Annotated in this window: 13 protein-coding genes; 4 read left to right on the top strand and 9 right to left on the bottom strand. The window is 66.9% G+C overall.

Annotation, left to right across the window (positions count from 1 at the left end; all coding sequences use genetic code 11):
• Nucleotides 1-124 precede the first annotated feature (124 nt).
• The 6 genes from E1263_RS44175 to E1263_RS37005 all read right to left on the bottom strand — a co-directional run bounded on the left by E1263_RS44175 (nucleotide 125) and on the right by E1263_RS37005 (nucleotide 9,215).
• The gene (locus tag E1263_RS44175) at nucleotides 125-253 is read right to left on the bottom strand and encodes a hypothetical protein (protein WP_272949720.1); all 129 of its coding nucleotides are present in this window, start codon (nucleotides 251-253) and stop codon (nucleotides 125-127) included.
• Nucleotide 254: 1 nt separating this feature from the next.
• Nucleotides 255-737 carry a hypothetical protein gene (locus E1263_RS37025; protein WP_132176146.1) on the bottom strand — a complete coding sequence of 161 codons (483 nt, stop codon included), beginning with the start codon at nucleotides 735-737 and terminating at the stop codon, nucleotides 255-257.
• A 51-nt stretch (nucleotides 738-788) separates the two neighbouring features.
• A complete protein-coding gene (locus E1263_RS37020) occupies nucleotides 789-1,085 on the bottom strand; it encodes a hypothetical protein (protein WP_132176144.1) in 297 nt (98 codons plus the stop codon).
• A 153-nt stretch (nucleotides 1,086-1,238) separates the two neighbouring features.
• Nucleotides 1,239-1,469 (bottom strand): hypothetical protein, encoded by a 231-nt coding sequence (locus tag E1263_RS37015; RefSeq protein WP_132176142.1) that lies wholly within the window; start codon nucleotides 1,467-1,469, stop codon nucleotides 1,239-1,241.
• Between the two features lie 32 nt (nucleotides 1,470-1,501).
• On the bottom strand, nucleotides 1,502-8,032 hold the full coding sequence (locus E1263_RS37010; protein ID WP_238161880.1) for an RHS repeat-associated core domain-containing protein: 6,531 nt from the start codon (nucleotides 8,030-8,032) through the stop codon (nucleotides 1,502-1,504).
• A 208-nt stretch (nucleotides 8,033-8,240) separates the two neighbouring features.
• Entirely contained in the window at nucleotides 8,241-9,215 is a 975-nt protein-coding gene (locus E1263_RS37005) for an SdiA-regulated/phytase-like domain-containing protein (RefSeq protein WP_132176138.1), read from the bottom strand.
• A 192-nt stretch (nucleotides 9,216-9,407) separates the two neighbouring features.
• Between E1263_RS37005 and E1263_RS37000 the strand changes: the two genes are divergently transcribed.
• From E1263_RS37000 to E1263_RS36990, 3 genes are all read left to right on the top strand, one after another.
• Nucleotides 9,408-10,313, top strand: a complete 906-nt coding sequence (locus E1263_RS37000; protein WP_132176136.1) for a DUF929 family protein — start codon at nucleotides 9,408-9,410, stop codon at nucleotides 10,311-10,313.
• Entirely contained in the window at nucleotides 10,314-10,778 is a 465-nt protein-coding gene (locus tag E1263_RS36995) for a vitamin K epoxide reductase family protein (protein ID WP_238161879.1), read from the top strand. It abuts the gene before it with no gap.
• Nucleotides 10,779-10,874: 96 nt separating this feature from the next.
• Nucleotides 10,875-11,891 carry a hypothetical protein gene (locus tag E1263_RS36990; protein WP_132176134.1) on the top strand — a complete coding sequence of 339 codons (1,017 nt, stop codon included), beginning with the start codon at nucleotides 10,875-10,877 and terminating at the stop codon, nucleotides 11,889-11,891.
• Here E1263_RS36990 and E1263_RS36985 read toward each other — a convergent pair whose 3' ends face one another.
• Complete coding sequence (locus E1263_RS36985) at nucleotides 11,892-13,709, bottom strand: AMP-dependent synthetase/ligase (RefSeq protein ID WP_132176132.1); 1,818 nt, start codon at nucleotides 13,707-13,709, stop codon at nucleotides 11,892-11,894. It lies immediately after the preceding gene.
• Between the two features lie 108 nt (nucleotides 13,710-13,817).
• On the opposite strand from E1263_RS36985, the gene E1263_RS36980 reads away from it, so the two are divergent.
• Complete coding sequence (locus E1263_RS36980) at nucleotides 13,818-15,401, top strand: peptide-N4-asparagine amidase (RefSeq protein WP_132176130.1); 1,584 nt, start codon at nucleotides 13,818-13,820, stop codon at nucleotides 15,399-15,401.
• On the opposite strand, the gene E1263_RS36975 is transcribed toward E1263_RS36980, so the two are convergent.
• Together E1263_RS36975 and E1263_RS36970 are read right to left on the bottom strand one after the other, a co-directional pair.
• Nucleotides 15,398-15,910, bottom strand: coding sequence for a hypothetical protein (locus tag E1263_RS36975; RefSeq protein ID WP_132176128.1), 513 nt, complete (start codon nucleotides 15,908-15,910; stop codon nucleotides 15,398-15,400). The two genes, E1263_RS36980 and E1263_RS36975, sit on opposite strands and share 4 nt — an antisense overlap.
• Nucleotides 15,910-16,935, bottom strand: a complete 1,026-nt coding sequence (locus tag E1263_RS36970; protein WP_132176126.1) for an aspartate-semialdehyde dehydrogenase — start codon at nucleotides 16,933-16,935, stop codon at nucleotides 15,910-15,912. Before E1263_RS36970 ends, E1263_RS36975 begins: the two co-directional genes overlap by 1 nt.
• Nucleotides 16,936-16,952 lie beyond the last annotated feature (17 nt).

Below are 16,952 nucleotides of genomic sequence, written 5' to 3'. Positions count from 1 at the left end.
ACTCAGCCTTGGACTCAGCAACCATCCGGACCGCGCGCTCACGGATCTCGGGCGAATACGACGACGGACGTCCCATGGACTTCATCCTTCCAACAAATGAAGTCTCCAGACACTCCGGGGTGACTCAAACCCACCCCTGGACCTCGCCCGGCACCCCACCGATCACGTCGAACACACACAACACCACCAACGACGCCAGCACCGCCACCACGACAGCCAGCACCAGATTCCAGCCCCAGGCCCGAATCACCACCTCAACCACCCGCCGTCACAAGCAGAACCACGCCGGCCACCAGCAAACCCGCAGTCGCCACCACAACTGCGGTCTCCATCTTCGGCTTCGGGCTGTCGTCCCGGTGATAGACCTTGCCCGGGTTCATCTCGAACGTCACCCCCGACCGCGTCGACAACGACAGCACCAGCGCAATGCCCGCCCCCACCGCCAGACCGAGCGGCACTCCACGCTCCGCCGGCGTAGCCGTCGTCGAGACCACCATCGCCGCCAGCCACCCGATCCCCGAAGTCAGCAACAACCGCGGCCGCACCCGCTGCCACACCGCAACAAGCCCCAACACCCACAGCAGCTCAAGCGCATACCCGGCCCGCACCCCAACCGCGCCATCCGCCAGCACCGCAAACACGATCCCGACAGCAGCGACCATCACCCCGAGAACGCCGTACGGGACACTCCCGCCGTCCGACCCCAGGTAACGCCAGAACCGTCGCAACACCTTCACCCCCGTACGACGTCCTCCCGGCCCCTGGCGTTCCGGCGCCTAGGGAGGCCATTACGAAGACTTCGTGCGGCGGCGTTCGCGAAACTCCATACTCAGCACGACAATCGCCGAGTAGATCACCCAGATCACGCAGAGGAAGATCCCGGCGATAAACCCGTACCAAAAAGCATCAGTCAACCCTTCGCCACGCCTGATCCAGGTGACCAAGGACCAGATCCCGCCCACCGCCGCAGCAAAGACAGCCCCCAGGAGAACGGCACGCAGCGACAGGCTTCCACCGGCCGAACCAACCAGCCGGTACGTCCACCGCGGAGCTTCGATGAAAACCCGCCGACACAACAGCCACATGCGTCCTCCTCGATGTGCCGGTCAGCATCGGCTAGCTGGTGCAGGGGAGCGCACCGCGGCGGCGAACACGATCCCGACAACAGCCGGGGTCACCTCCTCCGCCGTACGGCGGAGTCCCACCATCAGACCCCAGACCCGCCGCAACACCCTGAATCAGTGCTTACGGTCGGGATTCATGTGACCTCGATGCGCCCAGACGACCAGGCCGATGAAGACTCCGAATCCGGCCAGCATGCCGAATCCGGAGCCCATCAGCCAGTCGTCGAACAGGGCGCCGACGCAACCGCCCAGCACCGCACCGATCCCGGCCAGGAGGAACATCACACCCGTTCCCCGGCCACCCCAGCCGAGATCCCAGAGGGCTCTGCGCAGCCGTTCTCGCATGTCATCGACCCTTCTGTGACCTCGGCAGGATTCTAGTCGGCGCCGAATCCGATACCGCCGACCGAGCGTGTCCCCCAGATGAACCCGTACACGGCGGATCTGGGGCTGCGAACACGGCCGCTGTACAGATACTTCGAACGATACTTGTGGACCCGGCCGCGGCGCGCGTGTCTGGCCATCTTCTTCACGCCGTACCAGGACTTGCGGCCGTAGCGCGCCTTCCACGCGCCCCTGACGGCCCCGAACAGGACCTTTCCGCCGAAGTACGACGTGATCCCCCCGAACGCCGCACCGATGGCGCTGCGGTAGTCACCTCCGATGGCGTAGCTCGCGGCCGAGACCACGCTGGCGGCAGCACCGATCGGCCCCGGGATCCAGGCCGCGTAGCCGGCCCATTTGCCAACCTTGCACGCCCACTTCTTCCACCGCGAGCACTTCTTCTTCCCGTCCAGGTCGAACTGGTTGACCGGGTCGGACGGGTACATGTAGGCGTTGGCGTTCCCACCCGGTACCGGGTCGATCGAGGTGAACGTTCCGGTATTGGGGTTGTAGAGCCGGACCCCCATCAGGATGAAACCGGCGCCGGTGGTAGCCCGCTGTTTGGCGCCGAGCCAGCTGTAGTCGACAACCCCGGTCCCGGCGACTGTCCCGGTCGAGTTGCCGTACTCGTCGTAGCCGGTCCAGCCTGCGATGCTCGTTCCCGTGGCCGCCGGGGAGGCCAGATCGACCGCCGTGACGACGTCGCCGTGGGGATCGGCGATGGTGAGCTCGCCACTGCCGCCCGTGGTCGTCAGGCTCAGGTCACCGCCCACCAGTTCGGCATAGCGCTGGGTGGTGGCACCTTGTGTTACCCAGCTGGGATTGTCGGAGGTGTCGTTGTAATGGCGCACGGTCTGCACGGTCGTTGCGCCGGTCGTGACAGACTCGCTCGACCGACGGTCGAGGGCGTCGAGCGTGTACATCGTCGTCGTCCCGGCCTGCGTGATCGTGCGGGCGAGATCGTTGTCGTAGTAGGCCAGGGCGATGTCGCCGTCGGCCGGGTGCGGGCTGTCGGCAGCCGGAACCTTGGTGGTCCGCCCCAACGCGTCGTAGGCATAGGTACCGGTGCCATTGGCCCCGGTGACCGGGCGGTCAGCGGTGTCGAAGGACCGAGTGATTGTGGTCGCGCCGCCGGTGCTGCAGGAGCCGTCGGTGGCCGCAGGCGCAGTGGACTTCGACAATCGGTTGTCATTGCGGTCGAAGCCGTAGCTGCGGGTTACGCAACCAGGGGCTTCGGCCGGGTCGGTGAGGTCGACGCCCGACGCGGTGGCGCTCCGATCGTTGACCTGGGTCAGCCGGCCGGCGTTGTCGTATCCGAACCGGCGGTCGTACGGCAACGCTCCGCCGTCGGCAGATGTGAAGGCCGACCCATCAGGTGTCCACTCATGGATGACGCGACCCGAGACGTCGTTCTCCAGCGACCAGGACAGCCATGGCCCGTTCGGATCGACTGTCGTCGACCCGTCGTCGTTCAGGGTGGTGGTCTGACCGGTGTAGCGCAATCCGGTCGGCTCACCGGTGTTGTCGATGTCGTTGTACTGCGTGACACCACCGGGAAGCTTCTGCACTGTCATCGAGCCGTCGGAGTCGTAGGCGCCTGTCGACGACCAAGTGCTGCCGGCGGTCGCGACGTCGACCTTCGTGGCCAGGCCGCGGCGTTCTTGTTTGCCGTCGGCATCTGTGCCGTCGTAGGTGTAGGTGGTCGACCCGTTGGCATCGGTGACCTTGGCCACAGCGCCAGCGGCGTCGTACGTCGTGGTCGTCGCGGACTCCCCCGACGGCTGGTACGACGTCTGCCGACCCCAGGCGTCGTACGCCGTGGTGATCGTGCCAAAGGTGGACCCATCGGCGTTCTTCGCAGTCAGCACGGTCGGCTGACCGGTGGCCGCATCGTAGGTCGTGATCTTCTCGGTGGTCGGTGTCGAGCCGCTCAAACCAGTCACTGTGTTCTTGGTCGAAGCAGTCCGGCCGTCAGACAGGTACACGGTGGTCGCGGTCCGCGTGACCGAGCCTGAGGTCTGGGTCACCGTCTTCGGTGCCAACAGGTAGGTGAAGGCCGAGGTCGTTGTCGAAGGCAACGTCGGTGTCGCGCCGGCGGAGGAGGTCGGCTGAGCAGCGGGGTAGGTCTTGCAGACCAGACCGGCCCAGTGGGGTTTCCCACCACAGTCCGTGAACGCCGCGTTGGCAGCCGTGGTGTAGTAGACGGTCTTCGTCGTCCCGGCGTCCGCTCCGTTCGAGGCGGGCTGCCGGGTTTCGACCACCCGTCCCTCGGCGTCGTACCGGGTGAGTTTGACGATGTCGCCGGCGCTGATTGTGCCGTCCAGGTCGACGTCCGTGACGGTCCTGCCCGCCTGTCCGAGGGCCCAGCCATCGGCATCACCGGATACCGGAGCCGCATAGCTGGTCAACGACTGCCCGGTGACCTCGAGGTCACTGCCGGTTCCCGGGTCCTGTGCGTACGACGTCTCCGTCGTTGCCAGCCGGTACGGCAACGCGGTATCGGGGTTGATGCCTGCGTTCGGAGCTCCCTGATCGTAGGTGGTGTGGGTATGCGGACGGACCCAAGCAGTCGTGCCGTCCTTCAGGGCGGCATACCGGGCCGGACCGTAGGTGTCGGTCACCAAGGTGCCTGCCGGGGTCAGGACCGCGTCGCCAGCGGCGTTCTTGATCTCGAGGTTATAGACGGTGACCGTAGCGAGCTGGTCGGCGCTGGCTCCCGCCGGCAACTGCCCGTCGACGAGAACCCGGAGGGCACGTTCGTCGAGTTCCCGAACAGCGTTTCCCTCCTCGTTGTAGTCGGTTGCGCTGAGCTGCCAGGCGCCGGCGCCGAACTTGGCGGTGTTGACCGTGTAGCCCGCGGCGTCGGTGTACTGAAGGTCGGCGTACTGCCAGTCGGCGGCTGTCGGCGTACCGGACACCGGGTGATCGGAGCCGAAGACCGCTACGCCGTTCGTCGGCACGGCCTTCTGGTTCCAGCGGCCGACCGAGGCGGCGGTCAGGTCGGGGAGACCGTCGCCGGACAGCGGCACGTCGTACACGTACTTGCCAAGTGTCGCCGCACCGCCGGCTGGGTCACCGGCCGGACGGTCACGAGTCACGCTGTCGAGCTTCTGCCGTCCGTCGACTGTCACGTAGTTCAGCTGGAAGGGAACCTGTCCGGCCGACTTGACCGTGGCGAGGTCTCCGGCCGCGTTGTAGGTGTACTCGGTCGCCAGGCCCGAGCGGGGATCCGTGACCTTGATCAGGTCCGCGTTCGAGTTGTAGGTATAGGCCGCGACCTTGATCGATTCCATGCCGGCACCGCCGGCCTTGTCCGGGTTGTAGATGTCCAGCCAACCTTCGGACATCCGCCAGCGCGACGACCCGATGACCGTGTAGACGAAGTGCAGAGCCCGGCAACCAGGGTTCAGTCCGGTCAACGGCGCAGCAGGGTTGTAGGCAGCACACGTCACACCCGGCGCCGGTGGCGCCAGGATGCGGACGACGCGATTGGCGCTGTCGTAGGAGAAAGTGGTCTTTCCGGCGACCCCGGGCTCGGAGATACCGTCGGCCCGGAAAAGCGTGTCCGCTCCCTTGACCGGTGCGGACGGTGTGGTCCAGGTCGTGACGGTGCCGTTGTCATCGGTATAGGACAACGTCGTTGCGGCCCCGCTCCCGGTGATCTTCAGCAGCGAGCCGTCGGTCTCGGTCTGCTCGCCGGTCGGTACCCAGGGGCCGGTCTCGAGGACTCCATCCACCCTGCGTTTGCCGGACGGAGACTCGTAGCTCAAGGTGGTGCCATCGTCGTCAACCAGCACCAGGGTGCCATCGAGACGTGTCGAATCGACGACCTGCAGACCAGCGGCACCGGTATCGGCGCCGTCGAACTGAGCGGACCAGCCGGGTCCGAAGGCGCCGGTGACGCCGTTGTTCGGCGACTCGTACGTCATCAGCGACCGCGAGATCGACAGATCGCCGGTGTAACCGGGCACCGTGATGTCTGTGGCCTTGGTGTTGAACTCGCCGGTCCACAGCGCTACCTGGCCGGGTCCTGCTTCGGAGGTGGGGAAGCCGTCACCAAAGGCGTGGGGCAGGCGCTGGACTGTGGTGTCCGGGGTCTGCGACCAGGTGCACTGTTCGGCGGTGCCGTACTTGAAGCAGACCTGTACGTCGAGCTTGACCGGGACCCGCGGGTTGAGCACCGTGGGCTCGATTGCCGCGGTGTCGGGGTTGGAGTCCAGATTGGCGTCGGACTCGGCGTTCTTGGTGTCCCACAAGGTGTTGACGGTGACGCCGCCGGTGCCGTTGTCGGTCACGGGGAGGTCAGTGGAGTCGTTCCAGCCGACGAGGTCGTCGCTGCCGCCGTAGCCGGAGACGCGCCATTTGACCTTGGCGGTGACTGAGGTGGCCGTGCCCTTGGGCGGGCCGGAGGCGGTGACGCGGATGTTGTCGGCGGTGGTGATGCGGGGGTTCGCCGTCGGTGCAGTGAGACCGGTGCCGCCCCAGCCGACGCTGTAGGTGGTGGTGCTGGAGATGCGACCGGCGGGCGTCTCGGCCTGGGCCTCGATGCGGTGCTGGCCCTGGATGCTCTTGGGCAGCTTCACTGTCGTCTTGGCCACTGCGGGGTCACTCGACGGGGTGATCTTGATCTGCCCGGCCGGTGCGCCCTGCACGCCAGAGGCAACGGGCTTGCCGTCGACGGTGAGGCGGACGTAGCCCGGTGCCGAGTAGCCGGTACCAGTAGCGGTGATGGTGCACTCGACGTCTGCGGTCGGCGCGTTGTCGTGCCAGGAGTTGTTGGCGTACGGCGCCGGGCAGGTCACGACCGGAGCGGCCGGCGGCGTCGCACCGACCAGGACGCGGGTGAAGTTCGACCAGGGGCCGTCGCGACGGCCGTCGTTCGCCTTCGCCCGCACGTAGATGGCGGTGTTCTCCGGAAGGTTGGTGGCGGGCTTGCAGCCGGCTGTCGTACCGGACGGGTAGACCGAGCCGACGCACGTCGCCTTGAGGCTGTCCGGACCGACGGGCGAGGTGTGGAACTCGAAGGAGTACTTCACGGTGTTGCCGTCGGCATCGGTTGCCTTCGTGGACACCCACGGGTTCAGGTACGGCGTGTAGAGGTAGCTCGGGCCACCCGGTGCCGCGTAGGCAACGGCGGAGGTGTACTCCGGGTTGGCCGGCTTGGACGGCGGGCGGTTCCAGGTCATCGTGACGTAGGGGTCAGCGGTGCCGGAGAAGGAGTAGAACCGCTTCCACCCGTTGACGTCGGCCTCGTTAGCCGCGGTCAACGCCAGGCCGCCGGTCGGGTAGGTCACCGTCGACCAGGCCTGCGCCAGACCGGTCATCGGAATCGCGATACGTCCACCGGGACAACCCGAAGCGCCCTTCGCTGCTGTCACCGTTCCGTAGACCCCGCCGAGACTCGGCTGGGCGGTCCAGCGGCTCGCGGTGGTGGCCGGAGTCGCGGAACGAAGCTGTACGGCGGTCGCCGTGCACGAGACTGCGTGGTACTGCCACAGCGACAGGTTCGCGGACAGGATGTCCTTGCCTGCGAAGGTCGAGGTGGCGAAGTTCATGAAGGTGCGGGCGGTCGCCGTACCGTTCTTGCCGACGCGCAGGTCAACAGCGTCGGATTGGTCGGTCGTGACGCCGGACTGCACCCAGGTGTCGAAGGTCGACTTGAGCGTTCCGGTGACGTAGGTCGGGTCGACTGTGACCGGGAAGACTCGCTCAGGCGCCATGAACCACTTGGCGTCCGGCGCGATCACGAGGGTCGCCTTGCTACGCGACGTCTGCTCGACCGTCACCTTGACGACGGTCTTGTTGACCGGCTCGCCGCTGGCGGGGTCCTTGGCCGCGTCCCACATCAGGCTGACCGGAATGCGTGACCGTACGACGTTCTTCGCGTCGACGAACTCGATCGCGCCGTCCTTGGCCGTGCGTGCAGTGAGGCCGTTGGTCTTCAGCGGCAGCCGCCAGACCGGAGCGGTCTGCGGGCGCGCCTTGACGATGAAGTCGGTCTCGAAACCGTTGCGTCGGGCATCGACCGTCAGGTCGACACCGGGCTGGACCTCGGCATACGTCGCCTTCGTCCCGTTGATCGTCGGCTCCGGCAGGCGGAACGGCGCCAGCCACTCGACAGTCCCACCGGCAGCCGCGACAACGCCACCGGAGGCGGCCGTGCGCTTGCCGAGCCGCAGCCCGAGCTTGTGGCCCTTCGGCGCGACTGTGCCGTCAGCAGCCTTGGCGAGGTTGAGGTCGATCGAGCGCCACTGGCCGGCCTTGGTCTTGAAACGGACCGGTACGGCGTGCGCCTCGGTCGTCATGGTGCCATCGGGGTTGGCCCAGGTCGAGTCGGTCTCGGACCGCATCGACTCGACCTCGACCCGGGAGCCTTGCGAGCGCGCGGTCAGCGCGGCCGAGACGATATCGGGGCGGGAGGCAACCTTCGCGACCGGCGGGACCGGGTCCGCAGCAGGCGCTGCGACGGCCTGCGAGGCCTCGAGGCCGGTGATCAGGAGGGCGAAGGCCGTGACGGCGGCCACCACTCGTGGAAAGCGCTGTATGCGAGCGCGCTGAGAACGATCCAGAACGTACAAGACAAACCTCACCATCGCGCCGGCCATGGGACAGGCGCTCGGTGAGGGCATTCACCGGGCCTGGCCAGCATCCCGGGTATCGCGTCGCGACTGAGTCGCGTTACAGAAATTGCACGAAGCTGCAACGGGTGTCGGCCAGGTCACACGCTCGCGGCTAGCTCGCGCAGGGTAGGTTTCCGCGGCGCAGGGCGTGGTTGCTGGTGTTGCTGTCGTCGGACCAGAGGACTGTCTTGGTGCCGGCGGTGCAGGTTGGGGAGATGGCGAAGCCTTCGTTGTTGAGGTTGCTCATGCCAGAGGGACGGTTGTACGTCGCCGTGGGGGCGAACTTGCCTGCGGCATTGAGCTCGAGGGTTGTGGTGCGGCCTTGGCAGCCGTCGTCGCAGGCGGCCCAGAGACGGCCGGTGGAGGCGTCGAACTCGAGTTCCATCAGTTCGGCGAAGCCGCTCGCGATGGTGGCGACGCGGGTGTAGCTGCTGCTCGACTGGTTGAGCGCGTAGGCGTAGATCGCGCCGTTGTCCTCGAGGCCGACGAAGTACAGGCCGGTGCCGTGACCGGCGTACGCGGCCGGGTCGTACGTCGTACCGGTGTGGTCATCGCGGAAGGCATGCGCGGTGAGGAAGGTGTCGGGGATCCACGAGATCGCCTCGAGTCCGCTGTTGGGTTCGACGTCCGGCAGGTCGCTCGTCAGGTTCCACTCCCTGGTGGCGTTGAGGGTCGATGCCGACGAAGTGCCGTCGTACCGGAGAACTTTCAGGAGACTGTTGTTGTCGTCACTGTTGTCCCGCTCGGTCGCCACGACCAGCCCGTCCGGGGTGCTGACCACACCCTCGGCGTCCGGGTCGCCCTTTCCGTTGGCGTAGCGCAGAGTCTTGCCGCTCGACGGGTCCGGCTTCCAGTTCGCTCCGTCCGGCACCATTCGGTAGGCCTTGCCGGGACCGTTCTTCACCGCCCACAGCACGCTCGCCGACTGGAACGTCAGACCGCTGATATTCGTCCCCAGCACCTTGCTGCCGTCGGCCGTGGCGACCGTCGACCCGCCGGGCCAGGCGACCGGCGCGCCCCAGGCGCTCGCCGCGGTCAACCCCACGACGCTCACTGCAACAACCGCGATCCGACCCAACCGGTTCATTCCAGTCCTCCTTCAAAGGCGGCAACCTGCTCATCCTGCTCATCACCGGGTGCCACAGGCTGAACACGCGTCGAACATCGGTGATCCGGTTGGCTGTGTGTCACTTTCTGGGTTCGACGTGGAACTTCGGGGGTTCATCGGCAGTTGTGCTCTTGGGGGACTCTGGGGTCAGTGACTAGGCAGGAGAACGGGATGAGCAAGCGGGTCGAGCAGAAGGCTCAGGCGCGTGAGCGAGTGGCGGCCTTACGGGCGCAGCAGCAGCGGGCCGAGCGGCGCAAGCGGCTGCTGATCGCGGTGGGCGCAGTCGTGGCCGTGGTCGTGGTGGTCGGCGGGCTGGTGATCATCAAGGTGGCCGGTGGCGGCAGCGACAAGACCGCGACCGGGCCGTCCGGCTCTGCCGACGCGCAGATTGTTGCCGCGCTCAGTTCGATCCCGGCCGAGACCTTCGCGAAGGTCGGCAGCGACGGCGTGCAGGCGGCGCCGTCCGCGATCACCGCTCCCCCGCTGACCGCGGGCGGCAAGCCGAAGGTGCTCTACATCGGCGCCGAGTTCTGCCCGTACTGCGCCGCCGAGCGCTGGCCGGTGTCGGTTGCGCTGTCCAGGTTCGGCACGTTCAGCAACCTCGGTACGACGCACTCCGCGGCCGACGACGTGTTTCCGAACACCCCGACGCTGTCGTTCCACGGAGCGACGTACACGAGTCAGTACTTGTCGTTCACCGGGTTGGAGACGACCACCAACGAGAAGGTGAACGGGCAGTACAAGCCACTCGATACGCCGAGCGCGGAGGACCAGAAGACGTTCGACACCTACAACGCCCCGCCGTACGTGAAGTCGGGTGGGTCGATTCCGTTCGTCGATCTGGGCGGCAAGTTCGTGACGTCCGGGGCGACGTACAGCCCGGAGGTCCTGGCCGGTAAGACCCAGGCCGAGATCGCCGAAGCGCTGAAGGACCCGTCGAACGCGATCGCCAAGGCAGTCGACGCCTCCGCGAATGTCTACACCGCGGCGTTCTGCGCGATGACCAACAACCAGCCTGCCAACGTCTGCTCCACCGAAGCGGTCAAGGCCGCCGCCGGCAAGCTCGGGAAGAGCTGAGTGAGCACGGCAACCGCCCGTGGAACGTCCCTGGGCGTCATCCCCTGGGCGACGCTGGCCGTTTCGGCGCTCGGCGTCCTCGTGTCGGCCTACCTGACCTACGAGCACTTCACCGCCGGTACGACGCTCGCCTGCCCCGAGACCGGTGTCGTCAACTGCTTCAAGGTGACGTCATCGCAGTACTCGAAACTGTTCGGCGTACCGGTGGCGTTGCTCGGCCTGCTGTTCTTCATCGGCATGGTCGTGCTGTCGCTACCTGCCCTGTGGCGTACGGCGTCTCCCTGGCCGAGCCGCGCGCGGTTAGCCGGTGTCACGGTCGGCGTGGTCTTCGTGCTGTATCTGGTGTGGGCGGAGCTGTTCCGCATCAACGCCATCTGCCTGTGGTGCACGGTGGTCCACGGTCTGACGCTGATCCTGTTCGCCCTCGTTGTGATCAGAGTCGCGCTGCCACCGATCGAAGACTGAACTGCAACAAACTGCAAGATCGCGGTGATGTGCTGCCAGCTGTACTCCCTGAATGAGAGCCTGTTGGCCCGTTGGTCATCTCGTCTGGGGGACATAATGATTCGACAGCTGGCAACCGTCACTGCCGCTGCCCTGCTCGCCACCACACTGCACGCCTTTCAGCCGGCGGCCGCCGCGCCGACCACCTGCACAAAAACCGTTCTCCCGTTGCCAGCGGGGACTGCCTACACCGACAGCTCGGTGCGGGACGCGGACCCGACTGGTCGCTACCTGCTCGGCTACGCCGCGAATGAACTGGGATACCAGGACATCCTGTGGGTCGACGGCGTTCCGCGTTGGCTGGCCTCACGCCCGGGCGGCGTCACGAGGACCTATGCGGTCGTCCGGGGCGGGTTGGTGTTCGGGTCCACCAGCAACGAGGCCGGCGAAGACTACTGGATCTATTCGGCCCGGACCGACACCTACCGGATGCTGAAGCTGCCCGAGAACTTCGACCTGTACGCCTTCACCGGCATGAACGTCCACCAGGACATCATCGGCATGGTGTGGGACAAGGATCGCAACTACTCGATCCCCTTCGTCTGGCCCGCCGGCGGCCGGCCACGTCTGCTCCCCAAGCCCCCGGGCTACCCGACGGGCAACGCCACCCACATCGCGGACGACGGCCGCATCACCGGCGATTTCGGCAAGCTGGACGCCTCCTCGTTCGGCAACTACCTGTGGACTTCCTGGAACCACCGCCCGGCCCGCCTCGCCGCACCGGACCAGTCGGGCGCGTTCACCCGCGACATCGAAGGCTTGTGGATCGGTGGTGGTTACGGCGGCGAACCCAACGCGCGCGGTCTGCTGTGGAACACCCGAACCGGCCGCTACACCGAGCTCGAGGACGCCGTCGCCGATATCAACTCCTCCGGCGACGCGGTCACGTTCGGCGGCTGGGTCATCGACCGCTACCCCTCGGTCCTGATCCGCTCCGACGGCACCCGGATCACGTTCACCGCCGCCACCTACCTCTGGCACGTCTTCGACCGCGGCAACCCGCGCTGGACCACCGCCGGCTACGAGATGGTCGAGGACCGCCCCCAGGCCGTCGCCTACAAGTGCACGAACTGACTACTTGTACAGCCCGTCGAGGACCTCGGCGTACTGCGTTTCCACGTACTTGCGCTTGAGCTTCAAGCTCGGCGTCATCTCGCCGGACTCGACCGTGAGATCCCGGTCGAGGATGGCGAACTTCTTGATGGTTTCCCAGCGGTTGAGGCCCGCGTTCAACTCGTCGACATAGCCCTGGACCATCGCGTGAGCCGCCGGCGAGGTGACGATTTCGGCGTAGGGCTTGCCGGCCAGGCCGTTGGCGTTCGCCCAGGTGGCGATGGCGTCGGGGTCGAGGGTGATCAGGGCCGAGACGAAGTTGCGCTTGTTGCCGTGGACAACGAACTGGCTGGCGTAGGGACACAACGTCTTGAAGCGGCCCTCGATGACCTGCGGGGCGACATACTTGCCGCCGGAGGTTTTGAAGAGGTCCTTCTTGCGGTCGGTGATGAAGAGGAAGCCGTCGTCGTCGAAGTGACCGATGTCGCCGGTGTGGAACCAGCCGTCGGCGGTCATCACCTCGGCGGTCTGCTGGGGCAGGTTGTGGTAGCCGCTCATCACGCCGTCGCCCTTGATCAGGATCTCGCCGTCCTCGGCGATGGTGATCTCGGTGCCGGTGAAGGGCGGGCCGACGCTGCCGAGGCGGTAACCAGTCGGCCGGTTCAGCGACGAGCCGGCTGCGGTCTCGGACAGGCCGTAGCCCTCGAGGATGAGCAGGCCGGCCGCGTGGAACCACTCGGCGAGCTGCTTGTCCAGGGCGGCCGAGCCGGAGACGAAGAAGCGGATCCGGCCGCCGAAGCGGGCCCGGATCTTCGACAGCACCAGCTTGTCGGCCACGGCGAGCTGAACGGCCAGCAGACCGGTCGGCTCGGAGCCCTTCTGGCGCAGCACCGAGGCGCGGGCGCCGACGCCGAAGGCCCAGTCGAAGAGCTTGGCCTTCACGCCACCCTCGTCGGCGATCATGGTCTTGATCCGGGAGTGCGCCTTCTCGAAGATGCGCGGCGCGGCGGCCATGAAGGTTGGCTGGACGATCGCGGCGTTCTCGACGATCTTGTCGATCCGCCCGTCGATCGCGGTCGCGAAACCGATCTGCAGCTGGACCGCGACCAGCACCTGCCCGAACACGTGCGACAGCGGCAGCCACAGGAACTGCAGGTCGTCAGGGCTCAGTACGCCGGTCTCCTCGACCGCCGCGCCCTCATACGTCCACACGGAGTGCGGCAACCGCACGCCCTTCGGACGACCCGTCGTACCGGAGGTGTAGATCAGGGTGCACAGGTGATCAGGCTTGACCTGAGCGATCCGCTCGTCGACCTCAGCCAGATGGGCGTCGCCCAAGGCATCGAAATCGGCCAGCGACATCACCCAGTCACCGTCGTCAGCCGACGGCGTACCGTCCAGCAGCACGATCTTGCGCAGCGACGGGATCTCGGCCTTGTGCGCGCGCAGCTTGTCGACCTGCCCCGCGTCCTCGGCGAAAATCACCTGTACGTCGGCATCCGCGACGATGTACGCGACATCCGCAGCCATCGTCGTCGGGTAGATCGTGGTGGTCGCGGCCGCGGCCAGGACCGCCGCCAGGAAGCAGTCGACCCACTCGATCCGGGTACTCGAGGCGATTGCGACCCGCTGCTCGGGTTCGACGCCGAGCGCGATCAGGCCGGCCGCGCGACGGCGCGCCAAGGCGTCCGTCTCGGCCCAGCTGACCGAGGTCCAGCCTTCTCCGGACGGGTACCGGAAGGCCTCGCGCTGCGGCGACGCCGCGACCCGGTCCAGGAACATCTCCGCCATGGTGGTCTTGCGATTGCTGAGCACGGCCGAAGCGGCGACAGGGTTCATGAATGGCCTCCATCGGGGGTCAAGTGAACTGGACAGTAATGCAAGGTCCGGCTGCTGACCATGGCACTCGCTTGCCCGGCTGCACCTTCTCGATTACGTTTCCGCAACATGCGCATACGGTCTGTGGCCCTTCTCTCACTCTCCGCCCTGCTGCTGGCTCAATTGACGCCGGCCCTGGCGGCCCCGCCCCCGTCCGAGTTCGGCACCGATTACGACGATCCGCGGACGCCGGCCCCGGCCGTCGCCGTACCGGACACGAAGCATTGTCAGGTCGAGATCGTCCGGCACGGCTTCCGCAACTTCGACCCGTACCAGTCGACCTACACTCCCCCGACCGCCTGCCAGGGCCCGTGGTCGAAGGTCGTCCTGCGGATGCACGGCGCGGTGAAGGGCGTCCAGTACGACCGCCTCGGCCACATCACGATCGGCGGCGTCGGCGTCTTCCGCACTTCGACCCCCGAGCCGAGCGCCGACGGCATCGCCTGGGACGTCGAGAAGGACGTCACCTCTTACGCCCCGCTGCTCACCAAGCCGCAGCCGGTCGTGATGGAGCTCGGCAACGTCGTCAACGAGACCTACACCGGTGTCCTCGACATCACCGTCACCCTCGACTTCTACACGACCAGCCGCCGCGTCCCCGCCGCCAAGACGGCGAACGTCGTCCTCCCCCTGCAGGACCAGCGTCGCGAAGAATCAGACCTCATCGGTACGGCGACGCTCCCGCGGAACACGACTCGTCTGGTCGGCGAGGTGTACGTGACCGGGTCGGGCGGCGGCTGCGAGGAGTTCTGGGACACGTCAGCCCCGGCCGAGACCGGATACTCCTGCCCGGACGGTTCGCCGTACCGGGAAGTGGATGTCTCGATCGACGGCAAGCCGGCCGGGATCGCGCTGCCATATCCGTACATCTACACCGGCGGCTGGTCGAACCCGTACTCCTGGCGCCCCTCTCCCGCGCCGCGCGCGTTCGACATCAAGCCGCTGGCCTACGACCTCACGCCGTTCGCCGGGCTGCTCACCGACGGCAAGCCGCACGAGTTCCGCGTCCACGTCAACGGCGTACCGGCCGGCCAGAGCGGCTGGTTCACCGTCCCGAACCTGCACGTCTGGACCGACGCGCACCGCAGCCAGACCCGCGGCGCCCTCACCTCATACGCCGTTGCCCCGCTGACCAAGACCGACCAGGTGAGCACTGGCTCCGTCTCCACCAAAGCCTCGCGTACGTTGAAGATCAGTGGCTATGTCGACACATCGGCAGGACGCATCCGTACGACGGTCCAGCGCACACTGCGCAACACGTCCGAGCACACGTGGACCGAGGGCGAGACCAAGGACAGCCTCGACGCGAACTGGCGCGACACCTCGATCGTCACCAGCGGCGGCAAGGTCGAGCTCACCGATCTCGACTACGGCAAGAAGGGCCTGCTCACCTTCTTGCCCAACGCAACGGTCCCCGGCGGCTACGACGTCGTCACGGACCTGAAGATCCACGACACCATCCGCACCACGCACGGCCTCACGAAGGAGACCTACGACGGCCGCGCTTCGTGGATCTACAACGTCCCCCGCGACCAGCGCCACGCAACCGGAACGCAGACCGTCCGCTTCCAATCCCTCGGAGCGAACGGCTGCTACGACCACACCCTGCAAGCCGTCAACGGCATCTACACCAAGGATCTCCACCGCTGCTAGGAGCGCGCTCGGCGCCGCCGGATCAGCTCGACGGCGATCAGCGTGACGGCGATCAGAGTACCGACCCCGAACAGCCCGGCGGCCTGGACGAGGAGCGGGAGCCGGAAGATCGCGGCGCGGGCGGCGCGATCTCCGACGAAGTACGCGATGGTGTCGCCGGCGTTGGTGCAAGTGACGGTCACGGCCTGAGGTGGTACGGCGACAACCGAGTGAGCGATGACGTGATATTTGCGCTTGGTCGTCCCGCCAGTGATCAACTCAGGCCGCGACGGAACCTCCAGCGGAATGTCGGCGCCGGTGGCGTCGTTGGCGCTGCAGTCGGCGTCCTGCCGCACTGCGGTGGTCGAGATGGTCAGGCCGTCGTGCCGCAGTTGCACCACGCCACCGTTGCCAGGCGGCGCCGGCTCCCGCGGTTGGTCGCTCACCAACTGCAGGACGAAGAACGCGCTCGCCACCAGCCCCACGACCAAGAGGGCGCCGCCGAACCGCGACAATGATCGGGGCGTCATCAGCGGGCGGCGAGAAGCTCGGCGATCTGTACGGCGTTGAGGGCCGCGCCCTTGCGGAGGTTGTCGTTCGACACGAACAGCACGAGGCCGCGTCCGTCCGGGACCGACTGGTCCTGGCGGATCCGGCCGACGTACGACGGGTCCTGACCGGCCGCGAGCAGCGGCGTCGGCAGATCAGCCAGTACGACGCCCGGCGCCGTACCGAGGATCGCGATCGCCTCTTCCGGCGTGATCGGCCGGTCGAACTCGGCGTGGATGCTCAACGAGTGACCGGTGAAGACGGGGACCCGGACGCAGGTGCCGGCTACCGGGAGGTTCGGCAGGTGCAGGATCTTGCGGCTCTCGTTGCGGAGCTTCTGCTCCTCGTCGGTCTCACCGGTGCCGTCGGCAACGATCGACCCGGCCAGCGGAAGCACGTTGAACGCGATCGGGCCGGCGTACACCTTGGGCTCGGGCAGCGTGATGCCCTCGGTACCGAGCGCCAGCCGGCCACCGACCTCGGCCAGGGCACGAGTCTGATCCTCGAGCTCGCTGATGCCGACCCCACCGGAACCGGACACGGCCTGGTAGGTCGAGACGATCAGACGGGACAGGCCAGCGGCCGCATGCAACGGCTTGAGCACCGGCATCGCGGCCATCGTGGTGCAGTTCGGGTTGGCGACTATCCCCTTCGGCAGGTGCTGAAGGTCCTCCGGGTTCACCTCGGAGACGACCAGCGGTACGTCGGGATCCATCCGCCAGGCCGAAGAGTTGTCGACGACAACGGCCCCGGCAGCGGCCACGCGCGGCGCGAATTCCAGCGACGCCGTCTTCCCGTTCGAGAACAGCGCCAGCTCCAGCCCACCGAAGTCAGCCGTCGCCGAGTCCTCCACCGTGATCTCGCGATCACCGAACGGCAGCTTCGACCCGGCCGAACGCGCCGACGCGAAATACCGCACCTCATCCACCGGGAACGAGCGCTCCACCAGCAGCTCCCGCATAACCCGACCGACCTGACCTGTGGCTCCAAAAACTCCTACTCGCATGCCCCAAACCCTAACCC

Origin of the sequence: Kribbella antibiotica (genome assembly GCF_004349055.1) — a bacterium.
GTDB classification, from domain to species: domain Bacteria; phylum Actinomycetota; class Actinomycetes; order Propionibacteriales; family Kribbellaceae; genus Kribbella; species Kribbella antibiotica.
The sequence above is the reverse complement of the archived record's forward strand: the minus strand, read 5'-3'. Positions and strand labels throughout refer to the sequence as shown.